The following is a 15,665-nucleotide window of genomic DNA, read 5'->3' as shown; positions in this document are numbered from 1 at the left end:
TTCTTTGTTATCTAAGTAAAGTTGATGAACGCTGATCGTATCTCTGGCTTCATAATACTAAAGCTTAATACTACCCTAATACACTCATTAAGTTAAAAATTGGTAAATACATTGCAACGACAAGCCCGCCAATCACTGTCCCCAAGAATACGATGATTAATGGCTCGAGAATTTTACCTAGGTTATCCACCGTGTTGTCGACTTCAAATTCATAGATAGTCGCCACTTTGTTGAGCATGTCGTCTAGGCAGCCAGACTCTTCTCCGATCATCACCATCTGTAAGACCATTTCAGGAAAAACACAGGTGTTTCGCATGGCAATGTACATCGGCATGCCAGCAGCGGTGTCTTTGTACACCGCATCGATGGCGGTTTGATAGTGGAGGTTTCCAGAGGTTTTAGCGGTGGTTTTTAAGCTGGTTAAAATAGGAATGCCTGCGCTAAAACTGGTTGCCAGGGTGCGACTGAATTTAGCAATCGCCGCTTTTGAAAATACGCCGCCGATAATAGGGACTTTAAGACCGAGTCGGCTGGTCGACAAGCGTACCCGAGACGATTTCTTGTTCAGGGTTTTTACCAATAGCACCAAGCCAACGGAACTTAAAGCCAGGGTTAAGCTGTACGCTTGGACCCAGTGAGAAAGCAATAGTACTTGTTGGGTAAACCAAGGAAGATCAGCGCCAAATCCTTGGAACATGCTCTCAAACTCTGGAATAACGACAGTGAGCATCAGGTAAGAGACACTTAACGCCACCAGTACAACCATCGCAGGGTAGATCAACGCTTTAATGACTTTGGCTCTGAGCTGCTCACTTTTTTCTCGGTACGTTGCGAGCCTTTCAAAAACCTCGGATAAATTACCTGACTGTTCACCTGTCGCGACCAAATCTACGTACAACGAATCAAAATGAGTACTGGCGGTGCGAAGTGCTTTCGATATTGGAGTGCCAGCCTCTACTCCCTTGCTCACTTGAGACAGTATCGACTTCATTTCAGCTTTTCGATTGTTGTCGGCCACCAGTTTGAGCGCTTGTATGATAGGAACCCCTGTCCCTAACATGGTCGCAAGTTGACGGGTTAAGACTGTAATGTCTCTGGCTTTGACTCTGTGGGATATTCGTGTGAAGGCAGAGATACTGCCTTTCTTGATTTTTTTTATTTGAATGTGCTGATCGTTGAGTTTGTCTCGCACTTCCCATTCCGACAGAGCCAACATTTGCCCCGAGACGCGCTTTCCAGAAGTATTCAGGCCTTTCCATCGATAGTTTTTTAATTGAATTTGCTTAGTTTTTATCATCAATGGCCTCATTCATTACATCGTTTAGAGTGTTTGGAACTGGTTGTTTGGAATTGAACTACTCGGAATGTAATCACTGGAACGGAACGGCTTAAAATGAAACTATTTATTACCAAATAGATTAGAAGTAGAGCACTCGCTGCAATTCTGAGTAGCTGGTAATGCCCTGTTTTAGTTTTTCTATGCCAGATTGTTGCAGCGTTTGCATGCCTTGTGATTTTGCTAGTGATTCTATTTCGATCATAGAAGCGCCTTTCATCACCGCATCAGCTAATTCATGGTTAAATGGCATCACTTCGTAAATTCCCGTTCTTCCTGAATATCCAGCGTTGCATTCGTTGCAGCCATCAGGATTAGCTTTAAAGAGAGTATCGTCTGGGGAGAGGTTGAGTGCTTCAAATAACGATGGGTCCAACGACGATGCTTTAAACTGAGATGCTTCAAACCGAGATACTTCAAACTCAGCTGGTTGGTAATGCGGTATTTTACAGTGGGAACAAAGCTTTCTAGCAAGGCGTTGAGCGATAATCAGGCTTAACGAAGAAGCCAGATTAAAACCTTCAATGCCCATGTTGCCGAGGCGAACAATGGTTTCAGAAGCGGAATTTGTGTGTAATGTGGAGAGCACTAAGTGGCCAGTTTGCGCAGCTTTTATTGCTATTTGTGCGGTATCCAAATCACGAATTTCACCCACCATCACAATATCAGGATCTTGTCGTAAGAAAGAGCGAAGTGCTTGAGCAAAACCAAAGCCAATTTTAGGTTGAACCTGCACTTGGTTTACGCCCGATAGATTGATTTCAACAGGGTCTTCCGCGGTTGATATGTTCACTTCAGGGGTGTTGAGGATGCTTAGCCCTGCATACAAAGAAACGGTTTTTCCACTGCCCGTTGGCCCTGTCATTAGGATCATGCCTTGTGGCTGCTTGAGTGCCTTTAGGTAAAGCTGCTTTTGTTGGTCATTGTAGCCCAGTTTATCAATATTAAGGCTGGCACTGCTGCTGTCGAGTAGGCGCAATACAATCTTTTCACCCCATAACGTGGGCAATGTCGAAACGCGCATATCAATGGCCGTTGTTTCATCGAGTCGAAGCTTTATCCGCCCATCTTGTGGCAAACGACGTTCAGAGATATCCAGTTTCGCGAGTATTTTTAGCCGCGCAGAAAGGCGGCGACTGAGGTGATTTGCTGGTGCCTGGGTTTGCACCAATAGGCCATCACAGCGTAAGCGAATTCGATAGCTCTCATCATAAGGTTCAAAATGAATATCTGAAGCGCCTTTTCTTACCGCATCGAGCAATACTTGGTTGATGAAACGGCTCACGGGCGCATCGTCTTGACTGAGGTTCTCTATCGTCTGTATTTCATCCTCTGTGACATCGACCAGACTGGCCAGTTCGTCCTGACTGATGTCTTTGGCTGATGAGGTGGACGTTGACACTGTCTGACCGTACAAACGACGAATCGCGGATTTAAGATCGTTTAAGTCGACTAAGACCAACTCAACTTGCAACCCTGTCGCAAAGCGAAATTCATCTTCTATTTCACTGCGGGTGGGGTCTGAAACAGCTAAAGAAAGCACCATGCCATCAATGTGTAAGGGCAGGGCTTGATAACGGCTGATCAGCTCCCTAAGCCCCAGAGAGTGACATAACGTAGCGTAGTCGAATTGAGATAATGGTGTGGGCGTTAGGCCAAAGAGTGCACTTAGGTGGCCAGTGAGTTGATGGTGGTCGAACAGCTCGAGATCAAGCAGTGCTTCGGGGACCGACATGCCCGAAGCGATCACGTGCTCGATGATATTTTGCTCTTGCACCACGCTGATTAAGTCAGCCTGGCGCAAGATGGCAGGGAGGCTGGTAAGCATTAATTGATTGTGCCTTGCTCACATCCTTTTAACGTTTGTCCTGTATCATGAGTACATTTCCACCCACTATCTAATTTAGCAAATTTGACTTTTTTGTCTTTTAAAGAAGCAGTGCTTCCTATAGTAAATAATACATCCCCTGTAGCCGAATCATCGGCTGTTGGCGTAAATCCGATTGTTCCCATAGCACTCATGTCGCTGGCAGCCCCGACTTTATCCATTTGAGCAGTTGTTGGGAATTTACCATTTTCTTGAATATATAAATCAATATTTGTTAGTAGAGCTCTAGGTATGCTTACGGCTGTATTAGCTTCTGTTTTTAGAAGGTAGCTTTGATATGCAGGGACAGCAATTGCGCTTAACACACCAATAATTCCCACAACAATCATCAACTCAATTAAGGTAAAGCCTTTCTGTTTCTTATTAATCGCTTTCATTATGTTCTCCATTATTGCGATGTATAAGGGTGCAGAAAGAGTAAAGAGAGTCTGGAGAACTAGAAATAAAGTAAAAAGGCTAGCGCGAGGCAAATAGTCGAAGTTAAACCTGTATTACATTCACAGTGCAAAAATATTCGATGAGTAGCATATAAAAGTGAGAGGGATGAGATTGAACGCGGACAATAAAACGGAAAAAGAGAGACAAAGCCTCTCTTTAACAATACGTCATAGATATTAAATCGATGGGACTTAAATAACGATTAAGCTTGGAATCTCATCGATAAATCCAACGCCACTAGGTGTTTCGTCAGCGCACCAACGGAAATATAATCGACACCAGTTTCAGCAAACTCACGAATGGTGTCTAGAGTTACGTTGCCTGAATTTTCAAGTGCTGCACGACCTGCATTCAGTTTGACCGCTTCGCGCATCATATCGGTGGTGAAATTATCCAACATGATGATGTCTGCACCGGCATCAATTGCCGATTGCAGTTCTGCTAAGCTTTCGGTTTCGATCTCAACGGGCTTCCCCGGGTTGAGTTGCTTGGCTGTTTTTACGGCTTGTTTAATGCCGCCACAGGCAATGATGTGGTTTTCTTTGATCAAGTAAGCATCAAACACACCAATACGATGGTTGTAACCGCCACCACATGCGACGGCATATTTTAGTGCGCTGCGCAGGCCTGGGATGGTTTTTCGTGTATCAAGCAAACGACAATCCGTGCCTTCCAATTGTTTGGCATAGGTAGCGGTTACCGTTGCGCACCCAGACAATGTTTGAATGAAGTTCATGGCATTACGTTCGCCCGTTAACAATGCACGCGATGGGCCAGAAAGCGTACAAAGGGTTTGATTAGGCTCCACTGGGTCGCCGTCTTTGACGTGCCACTCAATATTGACGGTGCCACCAATCTGCTTGAAGACTTCATCAGCCCATGCTTGGCCACAAAATACACCGTGTTCACGGGTGATAATAGTGGCCACATTGTGCGCGTCTTCAGGAATTAAACTTGCGGTAATATCAGCGTTTACATCAATCGAACCACCCAGATCTTCTTTGAGTGTGTCTGCGACTGCGCGAGTGATCTCTGTCGGCAGTTGCGTTTTTAAATAATCAAGGCGTTGTTGGCTGTTATGTGTGTTTTTCATCGCAAATCTAATCGTTGGTGTGAGCTAAAGGGGAATGATACGCGGAGTCTAAATTAAATACAGCCATTAATCTCGCTTTTCATCTTGGAATAGATAAAATCAAAGGCAGAATCGTGAAATAAGGAACGTTCAATGATTGATCAACAAGGCTGGTATGCAGAGGCCAAGTCGTTACTATCGCCTCATTGTGATCACCGAGAAGATCCCAGTGATATATCGCTGTTGGTGATCCACAATATTAGCTTACCGCCTAGTCAGTTTGGTGGTGCTTATATAGAGCAGTTTTTTACCGGTAAATTAGACGCTTCACACCATCCATTTTTCAAAGTGATTGAGAACATGAGGGTCTCAGCGCATTGCTTGATCGATCGTGAAGGGAAGGTGGTTCAATTTGTGCCTTTTCAACAACGCGCTTGGCATGCCGGGGTATCATCGTTTGCAGGAAGGAGCAAGTGTAATGACTACTCCATTGGCATTGAATTAGAAGGCGATGATTACAGTGCTTATACCGAGGCTCAATACCAATCATTGGCTCGATTAACCCGAGAGCTGATGACGACCTACCCTAAAATCACACCCCAACGTATAACGGGGCATCAATATATTGCCCCATTAAGAAAAACCGATCCTGGATTGTCATTTGATTGGAGAAAGCTGGCGGCGTTACTCTAATCGCTCTCTCAGATAGATCTCAATAAAATCAGATGGTTATCTGGTTCTATATCGGTTAGGTTCTATCTCTATAGCGCAGCTTGGTACTCCACTAATACCTGTTCTACCCAAGTCGCAATGCGCTCATCACTGAGTTCGTATTGAGAGTCTTCATCGAGAGCGAGCCCAACAAAGTGGGAGCCATCTTCAGTTAGAGCCTTAGAGGCTTCAAACTCATAACCTTGGTTGGGCCAGTATCCGATGATGTTCGCACCAACTTGTTGTATTTCATCATGAAGCATTCCCATCGCATCGAGATACCACTCGCCATAGCCTTCTTGATCGCCTAAGCCGAATAGTGCTACGTACTTGCCGTTTAACGACACGCCAGCGATTTTTTGCCATATTTCGCTCCAATCTTCTTGGATTTCACCGAAGTCCCAAGTGGAAATGCCGAGAATTAACAGGTCGTAATCAGCCATCAGCGAGATAGGGCTCTCTTTGATATTGTGAATATCCACAAGCTCCTCTCCAATAATAGCGCGTATTTTCTCCGCTGCCATTTCGGTGTAGCAAGTTGTTGAGCCGTAAAATAAACCAATCTTCATAATGTTATAGTCTTGATGTGCGATGAGGGATTTTAACCATAAACACACCAGTAATGCAGTTAGAATTTCATCAAATGGACAAATTTGTGGCTTTAATGTCTGGACTCACATAACCTGAACGCGTTGTTGTTAAAGAGGTTTACCGTGTCAAAATTAAACTCGTCTAATCAAGGCCCTCAATCTCCAGAGCAGGGTATTCTCGAGCAGTTTCTCGACGCTATGTGGATGGAACGAGGATTGTCTGAAAATACGTTACTGTCGTATCGGACGGATGTACAAAAGCTGCTGCACTGGATGGGTGAACACAATTACCGCTTGAATGCGATCAATCTGTCAGGGCTACAAGAATATCAAGCTTGGCTGGTTGACAAGGAATATAAACAGACGTCACGGGCACGTATGCTGTCTGCTATTCGACGCCTATTTCAGTACTTGCACCGCGAGAAGATGCGAGGGGATGATCCTAGTGCTCTGTTGGTTAGCCCAAAACTTCCTCAGCGTTTACCCAAAGATCTGTCAGAAGAACAAGTGGATGCACTATTAGAGGCGCCGGATCCCAATGATCCGATACAGCTTCGAGACAAAGCGATGCTTGAGTTACTGTACGCGACCGGCTTACGTGTAACGGAATTAGTGAGTCTGACGATGGAAAATCTCAGTTTACGTCAAGGCGTAGTGCGCGTAACGGGCAAAGGCGGAAAAGAGCGTTTGGTGCCTATGGGAGAAAATGCCGTCGATTGGATTGAAACTTTTATAGAGCAAGGAAGGTCTACACTACTTGGTGAGAAAACATCAGACGTTGTTTTTCCAAGTAACCGTGCGAGACAGATGACTCGTCAGACATTCTGGCATAGGATAAAGCATTATGCGGTGATCGCAGAGATTGATACCGAGCTTTTGTCTCCGCACGTATTAAGGCATGCCTTCGCGACTCATTTGCTCAACTACGGAGCCGATTTACGCGTTGTGCAAATGCTATTGGGCCACAGTGATTTATCGACGACGCAAATCTATACCCACGTCGCCACTGAAAGGCTAAAACAAATTCATAGTGAGCACCATCCTAGGGCTTAATATAAAGGTGATTTTAATGAGCGTATTACGCCGACTATCTATACTAACACTGCCGTTTTTTGTGATGGCTTGTAATGCAGAAGAAGTGGTTAAGACCGAAGAAGCATCAACCGTTCAAGCGGAAGTTCAACAAGCGGTGGCTTTAGAACCAACGTTAGCGAGTGAAGAAACAAGCTTAACGGAGGAATCGAGACAGAAGATCATCAACAATTTCGCCAAACTACAGCTGAAGGTGTTGGATATTTTGCCGACTCAAATTGCGGGGCTATACGAAGTTCAAACCAGTGGCGGCGTGTTGTATTCTTCTGTCGATGGTGAATTTTTTATGTCTGGGACGCTCTACCAGCACAAAGCCGGTGGTGGGTATGAAGATGTCCTTGCCAAGCGTCAAGCACCATTGAATGCAGCAAAACTTGCAGCACTCAGTGACAGCGTTATTGAGTTTAAGGCCGATAATGAGAAGTACGTGGTCACTATCTTTACCGATACCACGTGTGGGTATTGTGTACGCTTACATAGCCAAATGAATGGCTATAACGATCTCGGCATCACGGTGCGTTACATGGCGTACCCACGTCAGGGGCCTCGCTCAGAAGTTGGCGAGCAAATGGCCGCTGTTTGGTGTGCTGACGACCCTAAAGCCGCGATGCATGACGCTAAAATTAACCGCAGCTTCCCTGAAAAAAACGCCAACTTTGGTCAGTGCTTAGACACCGTAGTGAAGCATTTCACATTAGGCAAATCATTAGGGATCAGCGGAACACCATCGATATTCCTTCCTAGTGGAGAAATGATTGGCGGCTACTTACCACCCGCTAAATTGCTAGAGCAGTTACAGGCTCAGTAATCATTATCTAATTAACGCTAAGTCTATTCATTTATAACAAGGAGCAGGCGAATCATCGCCTGCTAAGTGCGTATCTATGATCGAAATTCGTCGTCGTCCTGATGTTGATCTCTCTCTTCTTGCTGAACCCATGGACCCACTGCTTAAGAAAATTTATCTTAATCGTGGCATTCGTTCGGCTAAGCAATTAGATAAAACCGCCAAAGCACTCCATTCCTATCAGAAACTGGATGGTATTCAGCTTGCGGTTGAGCTGCTGTTTGACGCGATTAAACACAATCAACGCATTATCATTGTCGGAGATTTTGATGCCGATGGCGCGACCAGCTCAGCGTTATCGGTTTTGGCTCTTCGTATGCTCGGTTGCAGTAATGTCGACTACTTGGTGCCTAACCGCTTTGAAGACGGTTATGGGTTAAGCCCTGAAGTGGTTGATCAGGCGATAACGCTGGGGGCTGAAGTGATCATGACGGTGGACAACGGCGTCTCTTCAATAGAAGGGGTTCGTTATGCCAAAGAAAAAGGTCTTCAAGTGCTCGTGACGGATCATCACTTACCCGGTCATGAACTCCCGATTGCTGACGCGATGGTCAACCCAAATCTAGAATCCTGCGATTTCCCCTCTAAATCGTTAGCGGGTGTTGGGGTGGCTTTTTACCTGATGATGGCCCTGTGCGTACACATGCGAAAAGTGGATTGGTTCCTTTCCAGTAACATGGCTGAGCCTAAACTGATGGAGCTGATCGATTTAGTGGCGCTGGGCACGGTCGCGGATGTGGTTGCTTTGGATGAAAACAATCGAATTTTGGTTCACCAAGGGCTCCAGCGTATCCGAGCAGGTAAAGCCAGACCCGGTATTCAAGCACTCATTGAAGTGGCAAAAAAAGACGCACATCGACTGATCGCCACCGATTTTGGCTTCGCCTTAGGGCCAAGAATCAATGCGGCAGGGCGCTTAGATGATATGTCGTTTGGTGTTGAGCTATTAATGTGTAACAACATTCACGCAGCAAGACGCATGGCCAGTGAGTTGGATGGCTTAAATCAAACCCGCAAAGAGATCGAAGAGGGCATGAAGCAAGAGGCGATGGCTTTTTGCGAGCGCTTACAATTTGGTGACAATACGGAACTGCCCCACGGTTTAGTTCTGTTCCAGCGAGACTGGCACCAAGGGGTGATCGGCATTCTGGCTTCTCGTATTAAAGAGAAATTCCATAGACCTGTGATTGCCTTCGCCGATGGCGGAGAAGGGATGATCAAAGGGTCTTGTCGTTCGATTCCAGGATTACACATGAGAGACGCTCTTGACCGCATTGATACCCAGAACCCAGGTTTGATTGCTAAGTTTGGTGGTCATGCTATGGCGGCTGGGTTGAGTATTGCTGAAGTGGACTTTGAGCGCTTTTCCCGTTTGTTTGATCAAGTAGTGAAGCAAGAACTCGACGATAACGCATTAAAAGGTGTGATTTTGTCGGATGGTGAGCTGCTTCCTGAGCAATTTTCTATGCACACGGCGGAATCATTACGGGCTGGTGGGCCTTGGGGGCAAGCCTTTCCTGAACCCATGTTTGATGGTGAGTTTAAAATATTGCACCAGAAACTGGTGGGTGAAAAACACCTAAAGCTCATGCTGGAGCCTCTTTACAAAGGGCATCCTACGAACATCATGATTGATGGCATTGCCTTTAATATTGATCTTAAGCGTTGGCCTGATGCATCGGTAAAAACAGCAAGAGTGGCGTTTAAACTCGATATCAATGAATTTAGAGGGAACCAATCTCTTCAGTTAATGATTGATTATATTGAAGCTATGTAGCTAATTTGAACTTATGCCAGAGTGATTGTGACCAATGTTACTCTGGTTTTCTTTTTTCCTCCTGTTTTTTCTCGTCTTTTTACTGCTTTTAACGCTCTTGTTTGGATATTCAACCATCCACTCCGCTTATTTGTACAACGCTAATTTGGTTAATCTTTAATTGGTCTGACCAATATTGTTCAGATAGTTTTTGTAAATGAATATTGCAAGTTATGGTTTTGTTACCACTACCTCTGTTTATTGACCTGAATCAATAAAGTGCTGGACAGTGACGTTTTTGATATGTTAATTTTCACCCCAATAAATAATTGGTAATACCAATTTACTTGGAGTTAAGGGTAGCAATCAATATGGCTTATCAAAGGATTCGTCAGCCAAAACTTTCTGATGTTATCGAGAAAGAATTAGAGCGCTTGATCGCAGAAGGCTCTTTAACTCCAGGGCAGCAACTGCCTCCTGAGCGTGAATTAGCAAAACAATTCGATGTGTCTCGACCTTCGGTCAGAGAAGCGATTCAACGTCTTGAAGCACGACAGTTATTAACTCGTCGTCAAGGCGGGGGAACGTTCGTTAGTGAAAGTATTTGGAAGAGCTTTTCAGATCCTCTGCTAAATTTACTATCGAGTCATTCTGAAACTCAGCTTGATTTGCTTGAAGCAAGGCATGCGATGGAAGGGATTTCAGCTTACTTTGCTGCGTTGCGCGGAACCGATGAAGATTTTGCGCGAATTCAGGGATGTTTGGCTGTCATCACCAAAGAACAAAGCAACAAAAACATTGAAGCAGAAGCCAGCGCCGTTATGAAGTTTTTAGTGGCCTTGACGGAAGCGGCCCATAATGTGGTGCTGTTGCACATTGTTCGTAGTCTTGGTCCATTGCTCGAACAGAATATTTTACAGAATTTAGAGTTGTTACATCGCCGCGATGAAGTGGTCGAAAAAGTAAGTAAACATAGAGCGAATATTGTGGATGCGATTGTTTCTGGTGAGCCTGAAATGGCACGTGAAATGTCTCATTCACATTTAGCTTATATCGAAGAAACATTGTTGGACATCACGCGTGAAGAATCTCGAAGAGAGCGTTCATTACGCAGAATTCAGCAAGGCAAAGAGTCGTCATAGTACGGCTCTTTGACAGTTTATCTAAAATCCAACCAATAGAAGGATAGATCGCCATGTCTGACATGAAGCATGACGTAGACGCAGTAGAAACTCAAGATTGGCTACAGGCCCTTGAATCAGTTGTTCGTGAAGAAGGTGTAGAGCGTGCTCAGTTTTTATTAGAGCAAGTTTTAGATAAAGCACGTTTAGACGGTGTAGATATGCCTACAGGCATTAACACGAACTACATCAACACTATTCCAGCAGCGCAAGAGCCCGCTTATCCAGGTGATGTAACACTTGAACGTCGTATTCGTTCAATCATCCGCTGGAACTCAATCATGATTGTATTACGCGCTTCTAAGAAAGACCTAGACCTTGGCGGTCATATGGCTTCTTACCAGTCAGCAGCGGCATTCTACGAAGTCTGTTTCAACCACTTCTTCCGTGCTCCAAATGAGACGGACGGCGGTGATTTGGTGTATTACCAAGGTCATATTTCTCCAGGTATCTATTCTCGAGCATTCGTTGAAGGCCGTCTAACTGAAGAGCAGCTAGACAACTTCCGTCAAGAAGTGGATGGTAAAGGTATTCCTTCTTACCCTCACCCGAAACTAATGCCTGAATTCTGGCAGTTCCCAACGGTATCTATGGGCCTTGGTCCTATTTCAGCGATTTACCAAGCGCGTTTCTTGAAATACTTGAACGGTCGTGGCTTGAAAGATACGACGGCTCAACGTGTTTACGCTTTCCTAGGGGATGGTGAGATGGATGAGCCAGAATCACGCGGTGCGATCTCGTTCGCTTCTCGTGAAAAACTGGACAACCTATGCTTCCTCATCAACTGTAACCTACAGCGCCTAGATGGCCCTGTCATGGGTAACGGTAGCATCATTCAAGAACTTGAAGGTCTATTTAAAGGCGCAGGTTGGAACGTTGTTAAAGTTATCTGGGGCAGCAACTGGGATGCTCTATTAGCAAAAGACACCACGGGTAAGCTTCTTCAACTGATGAACGAAACTGTCGACGGTGACTACCAAACATTCAAGTCTAAAGATGGCGCCTACGTACGTGAGCACTTCTTTGGTAAATACCCAGAAACAGCCGCGCTTGTTGCTGATATGACTGATGACGAAATCTTCGCACTTAAGCGTGGTGGTCATGACTCGTCTAAACTGTTCGCAGCATTCAACAATGCGAAAGAAACCGGTGGGAAGCCAACGGTCATTCTAGCTAAGACGGTTAAAGGTTACGGCATGGGTGAAGCGGCCGAAGGTAAGAACATTGCACACGGTGTGAAGAAAATGGACATGACGCATGTTCAACACCTACGTGATCGCCTTGGCTTACAAGATATCCTTTCAGATGAGAAAATCACCGAGCTTCCTTACTTGAAGCTTGAAGAAGGCACGCCTGAATACGAATACATGCACGCTCGTCGTAAAGCTCTACACGGCTATACACCAACACGTTTACCTAAGTTCACTCAAGAGTTCAAAGTGCCTGAGCTAGACGCATTTGCCCCTCTACTGGGTGAGCAGAAACGTGATATCTCTACAACGATGGCTTATGTGCGTACGTTAAACATCCTGCTTAAAGATAAGAACATTGGTAAGAACATTGTTCCTATTATCTGTGATGAAGCGCGTACCTTCGGTATGGAAGGTCTGTTCCGTCAGGTTGGTATCTACAACCCAGATGGTCAAGAGTACACACCAGAAGATCGCGGCGTTGTTTCTTACTACAAAGAAGAAACATCGGGTCAGGTTTTACAAGAAGGCATCAATGAACTTGGTTCAATGGCGTCTTGGGTGGCTGCGGCAACGTCTTACAGCACTAACGATCTGCCAATGATCCCATTCTACATCTACTACTCAATGTTTGGTTTCCAACGTATTGGTGATATGGCATGGCTAGCGGGTGATCAACAAGCACGTGGTTTCCTACTAGGTGCGACTGCCGGTCGTACAACGCTAAACGGTGAAGGCCTGCAACACGAAGATGGTCACTCACACATTCAAGCGAATACAATTCCTAACTGTATCTCTTACGACCCAACGTTTGCTTACGAGCTAGCGGTTATTATGCAAGACGGTATTCGTCGTATGTACGGTCCTGAGCAAGAGAACGTTTACTACTACCTAACAGTAATGAACGAGAACTACGCAATGCCAGCAATGCCAGAAGGCGCTGAAGAAGGCATTCGTAAAGGTATCTACAAGCTTGAATCTCACGCTGGTTCTAAGTCTAAAGTTCAGCTAATGAGCTCTGGTACTATCATGAATGAAGCGCGTAAAGCTGCTGTCATTCTAAGCGAAGAATACGACGTCGCGTCAGACGTATTCGCAGTGACGTCTTTCAACGAACTGACTCGCGATGGTCAAAACGTTGAGCGTGACAACATGCTTCACCCAGAAGCAGAAGATAAAGTACCTTACATCACGACCGTTCTTGGCAGCGAGCCCGCTATTGCTGTTACGGATTACATGAAAAACTACGCTGAACAAGTACGTGCTTACGTTCCTGCTGAGTCATACAAAGTACTGGGTACTGATGGCTTTGGTCGTTCTGATAGCCGTGAAAACTTGCGTCGTCACTTTGAAGTTAACGCTGGCTACGTTGTTGTTGCTGCACTGACTGAATTGGCTAAACGTGGTGATATTGAAAAATCTGTTGTTGCAGAAGCGATTGTTAAGTTCGGTATCGACACTGACAAAACTAACCCGCAATACGCATAAGACTGACATTAGTTAAGGAAGCAAAACATGACAATCGAAATTAATGTACCTGATATTGGTGCTGATGAGGTTGAAGTTACTGAGATTCTAGTTAACGTTGGCGACAAGGTTGAAGAAGAACAGTCACTGATCACTGTTGAAGGCGATAAAGCTTCAATGGAAGTTCCTGCGTCTCAAGCGGGTATTGTTAAAGAAATTAAGATCTCTGAAGGCGATTCAGTGTCTACTGGTTCTTTAATCATGATCTTTGAGGCCGAAGGTTCTGGATCTGCGCCAGCAGTTGAAGCGGCGGCACCTGTTGCAGCTGCTCCTGCAGCGGCGGCCCCTTCTGTTGCGAACGAACTTAAAGAAGTTCACGTTCCAGATATCGGTGGCGACGAAGTTGAAGTGACTGAAATCATGGTAGCTATCGGCGACGCAGTAGAAGAAGAGCAATCTCTTCTTACTGTTGAAGGTGACAAGGCTTCAATGGAAGTGCCTGCACCATTCGCAGGTATCGTTAAAGAAATCAAGATCGCTTCTGGTGACTCAGTTTCTACTGGTTCTCTAGTGATGATTTTCTCTGTAGAAACAGGTGAAGTAGCGGGTTCTGGCGCTCCAGTTGCAGCAGCTCCTGCTCCAGCGGCGGCACCAGTTGCAGCGGCTCCAGCAGCATCAGCTGAAAAAGAAGTGAACGTTCCTGATATCGGTGGTGACGAAGTCGAAGTGACTGAAATCATGGTCGCGGTTGGCGATACAGTAGAAGAAGAGCAATCTCTCATTACTGTTGAAGGCGACAAAGCGTCAATGGAAGTGCCTGCACCCTTCGCTGGTACCGTTAAAGAAATTAAGATTGCAGCTGGCGATAAAGTATCGACAGGTTCTTCAATCATGACGTTTGTTGTTGAAGGCGCAGCTCCAGTAGCAGTGGCGGCTTCCGCTCCTGCACAAGCAGCGGCTCCAGCGGCGGCATCGGCTCCTAAAGCAGAAGCGACGGCTCCGGCAGCAACTGGCGACTTCCAAGATAACCACGAGTATGCACACGCTTCACCGGTTGTTCGCCGTATAGCACGTGAATTTGGTGTTAACCTAGCTAAGGTTAAAGGCACAGGCCGTAAGAGCCGCATCTTAAAAGAAGACGTTCAGTCTTACGTGAAAGATGCACTTAAACGTTTAGAGTCTGGCGTTGCAGCATCTGGTAAAGGTGGCGACGGTTCTGCTCTTGGTCTACTGCCTTGGCCAAAAGTTGATTTCAGCAAGTTTGGCGAAACGGAAGTTCAAAAGCTTTCTAAGATCAAGAAGATCTCTGGCGCTAACCTGCACCGTAACTGGGTAATGATTCCTCATGTTACACAGTGGGACAACGCAGACATCACTGAGCTAGAAGCATTCCGTAAAGAACAGAACGCAATCGAAGCGAAAAAAGACACTGGAATGAAGATCACGCCACTTGTGTTTATCATGAAGGCGGTGGCTAAAGCGCTAGAAGCATTCCCAGCGTTTAACTCGTCTCTTTCTGAAGATGGCGAAAGCATCATCCTCAAGAAGTACGTAAACGTGGGTATTGCTGTTGATACGCCAAATGGTCTTGTTGTTCCTGTTTTCAAAGACGTGAACAAGAAAGGCATTTACGAGCTATCTGAAGAGCTAATGGCTGTTTCTAAGAAAGCACGCTCTGGTAAGCTAACAGCGGCAGACATGCAAGGTGGTTGTTTCACCATCTCTAGCCTTGGTGGTATCGGCGGCACGGCATTTACGCCAATCGTCAATGCGCCAGAAGTCGGTATCTTAGGGGTGTCTAAGTCTGAAATGAAGCCAGTATGGAACGGTAAAGAGTTTAAACCGCGCCTACAATTGCCATTGTCACTGTCATACGATCACCGTGTGATCGATGGTGCAGAAGGTGCTCGCTTCATTACCTTCTTAAATAGTGCACTATCCGACATCCGTCGCTTAGTACTATAGAACGATAACAATAGAAGAGCGGCCTTGTGTCGCTCTTACTACAAATTAATGACAATTTATTACAGGTTTTGAGCATAAATATCGGCTTGAAAAAAATGAATTGTTGTCTAGCTCACAGGCTAAATTGATTTA

12 protein-coding genes are annotated in these 15,665 nt (G+C 45.4%); 7 read left to right on the top strand and 5 right to left on the bottom strand.

Going from position 1 to position 15,665, the window contains the following annotated elements; all coding sequences use genetic code 11:
• Positions 1 to 70: 70 nt before the first annotated feature.
• The 4 genes from QF117_RS18515 to nadC all read right to left on the bottom strand — a co-directional run bounded on the left by QF117_RS18515 (position 71) and on the right by nadC (position 4,755).
• On the bottom strand, positions 71 to 1,297 hold the full coding sequence (locus QF117_RS18515) for a type II secretion system F family protein (RefSeq protein WP_282387517.1): 1,227 nt from the start codon (positions 1,295 to 1,297) through the stop codon (positions 71 to 73).
• Between the two features lie 121 nt (positions 1,298 to 1,418).
• Positions 1,419 to 3,164 carry a type IV-A pilus assembly ATPase PilB gene (gene pilB, locus QF117_RS18510; protein WP_282387516.1) on the bottom strand — a complete coding sequence of 582 codons (1,746 nt, stop codon included), beginning with the start codon at positions 3,162 to 3,164 and terminating at the stop codon, positions 1,419 to 1,421.
• Positions 3,164 to 3,601: a prepilin-type N-terminal cleavage/methylation domain-containing protein gene (locus tag QF117_RS18505; RefSeq protein WP_282387514.1), complete on the bottom strand. Its 438-nt coding sequence runs from the start codon at positions 3,599 to 3,601 to the stop codon at positions 3,164 to 3,166. Before QF117_RS18505 ends, pilB begins: the two co-directional genes overlap by 1 nt.
• Before the next feature lie 263 nt (positions 3,602 to 3,864).
• Positions 3,865 to 4,755: a carboxylating nicotinate-nucleotide diphosphorylase gene (nadC, locus tag QF117_RS18500; RefSeq protein ID WP_282387512.1), complete on the bottom strand. Its 891-nt coding sequence runs from the start codon at positions 4,753 to 4,755 to the stop codon at positions 3,865 to 3,867.
• A gap of 132 nt (positions 4,756 to 4,887) precedes the next feature.
• Here nadC and ampD point away from each other — a divergent pair, with 132 nt between their 5' ends.
• A complete protein-coding gene (ampD, locus tag QF117_RS18495; protein ID WP_282387511.1) occupies positions 4,888 to 5,427 on the top strand; it encodes a 1,6-anhydro-N-acetylmuramyl-L-alanine amidase AmpD in 540 nt (179 codons plus the stop codon).
• 68 nt (positions 5,428 to 5,495) lie between these two features.
• On the opposite strand, the gene fldB is transcribed toward ampD, so the two are convergent.
• A complete protein-coding gene (gene fldB, locus QF117_RS18490; RefSeq protein WP_282387509.1) occupies positions 5,496 to 6,014 on the bottom strand; it encodes a flavodoxin FldB in 519 nt (172 codons plus the stop codon).
• A gap of 144 nt (positions 6,015 to 6,158) precedes the next feature.
• Between fldB and xerD the strand changes: the two genes are divergently transcribed.
• The 6 genes from xerD (at position 6,159) to aceF (ending at position 15,533) form a co-directional block, all read left to right on the top strand.
• On the top strand, positions 6,159 to 7,088 hold the full coding sequence (gene xerD / locus QF117_RS18485; protein WP_282387508.1) for a site-specific tyrosine recombinase XerD: 930 nt from the start codon (positions 6,159 to 6,161) through the stop codon (positions 7,086 to 7,088).
• 16 nt (positions 7,089 to 7,104) lie between these two features.
• Complete coding sequence (locus QF117_RS18480; protein ID WP_282387507.1) at positions 7,105 to 7,935, top strand: DsbC family protein; 831 nt, start codon at positions 7,105 to 7,107, stop codon at positions 7,933 to 7,935.
• A gap of 76 nt (positions 7,936 to 8,011) precedes the next feature.
• On the top strand, positions 8,012 to 9,751 hold the full coding sequence (gene recJ / locus QF117_RS18475) for a single-stranded-DNA-specific exonuclease RecJ (protein ID WP_282387505.1): 1,740 nt from the start codon (positions 8,012 to 8,014) through the stop codon (positions 9,749 to 9,751).
• Between the two features lie 350 nt (positions 9,752 to 10,101).
• Entirely contained in the window at positions 10,102 to 10,872 is a 771-nt protein-coding gene (gene pdhR / locus QF117_RS18470; RefSeq protein ID WP_282387503.1) for a pyruvate dehydrogenase complex transcriptional repressor PdhR, read from the top strand.
• Between the two features lie 53 nt (positions 10,873 to 10,925).
• A complete protein-coding gene (gene aceE / locus QF117_RS18465) occupies positions 10,926 to 13,589 on the top strand; it encodes a pyruvate dehydrogenase (acetyl-transferring), homodimeric type (RefSeq protein ID WP_282387502.1) in 2,664 nt (887 codons plus the stop codon).
• A gap of 27 nt (positions 13,590 to 13,616) precedes the next feature.
• Entirely contained in the window at positions 13,617 to 15,533 is a 1,917-nt protein-coding gene (gene aceF / locus QF117_RS18460; protein ID WP_282387500.1) for a pyruvate dehydrogenase complex dihydrolipoyllysine-residue acetyltransferase, read from the top strand.
• Positions 15,534 to 15,665: the final 132 nt, after the last annotated feature.

The sequence above is a fragment of the Vibrio sp. YMD68 genome (assembly GCF_029958905.1).
Classification (GTDB): Bacteria; Pseudomonadota; Gammaproteobacteria; order Enterobacterales; family Vibrionaceae; genus Vibrio.
Note: the sequence above shows the minus strand (reverse complement) of the source record. Positions and strands in the feature narration are given on the sequence as shown.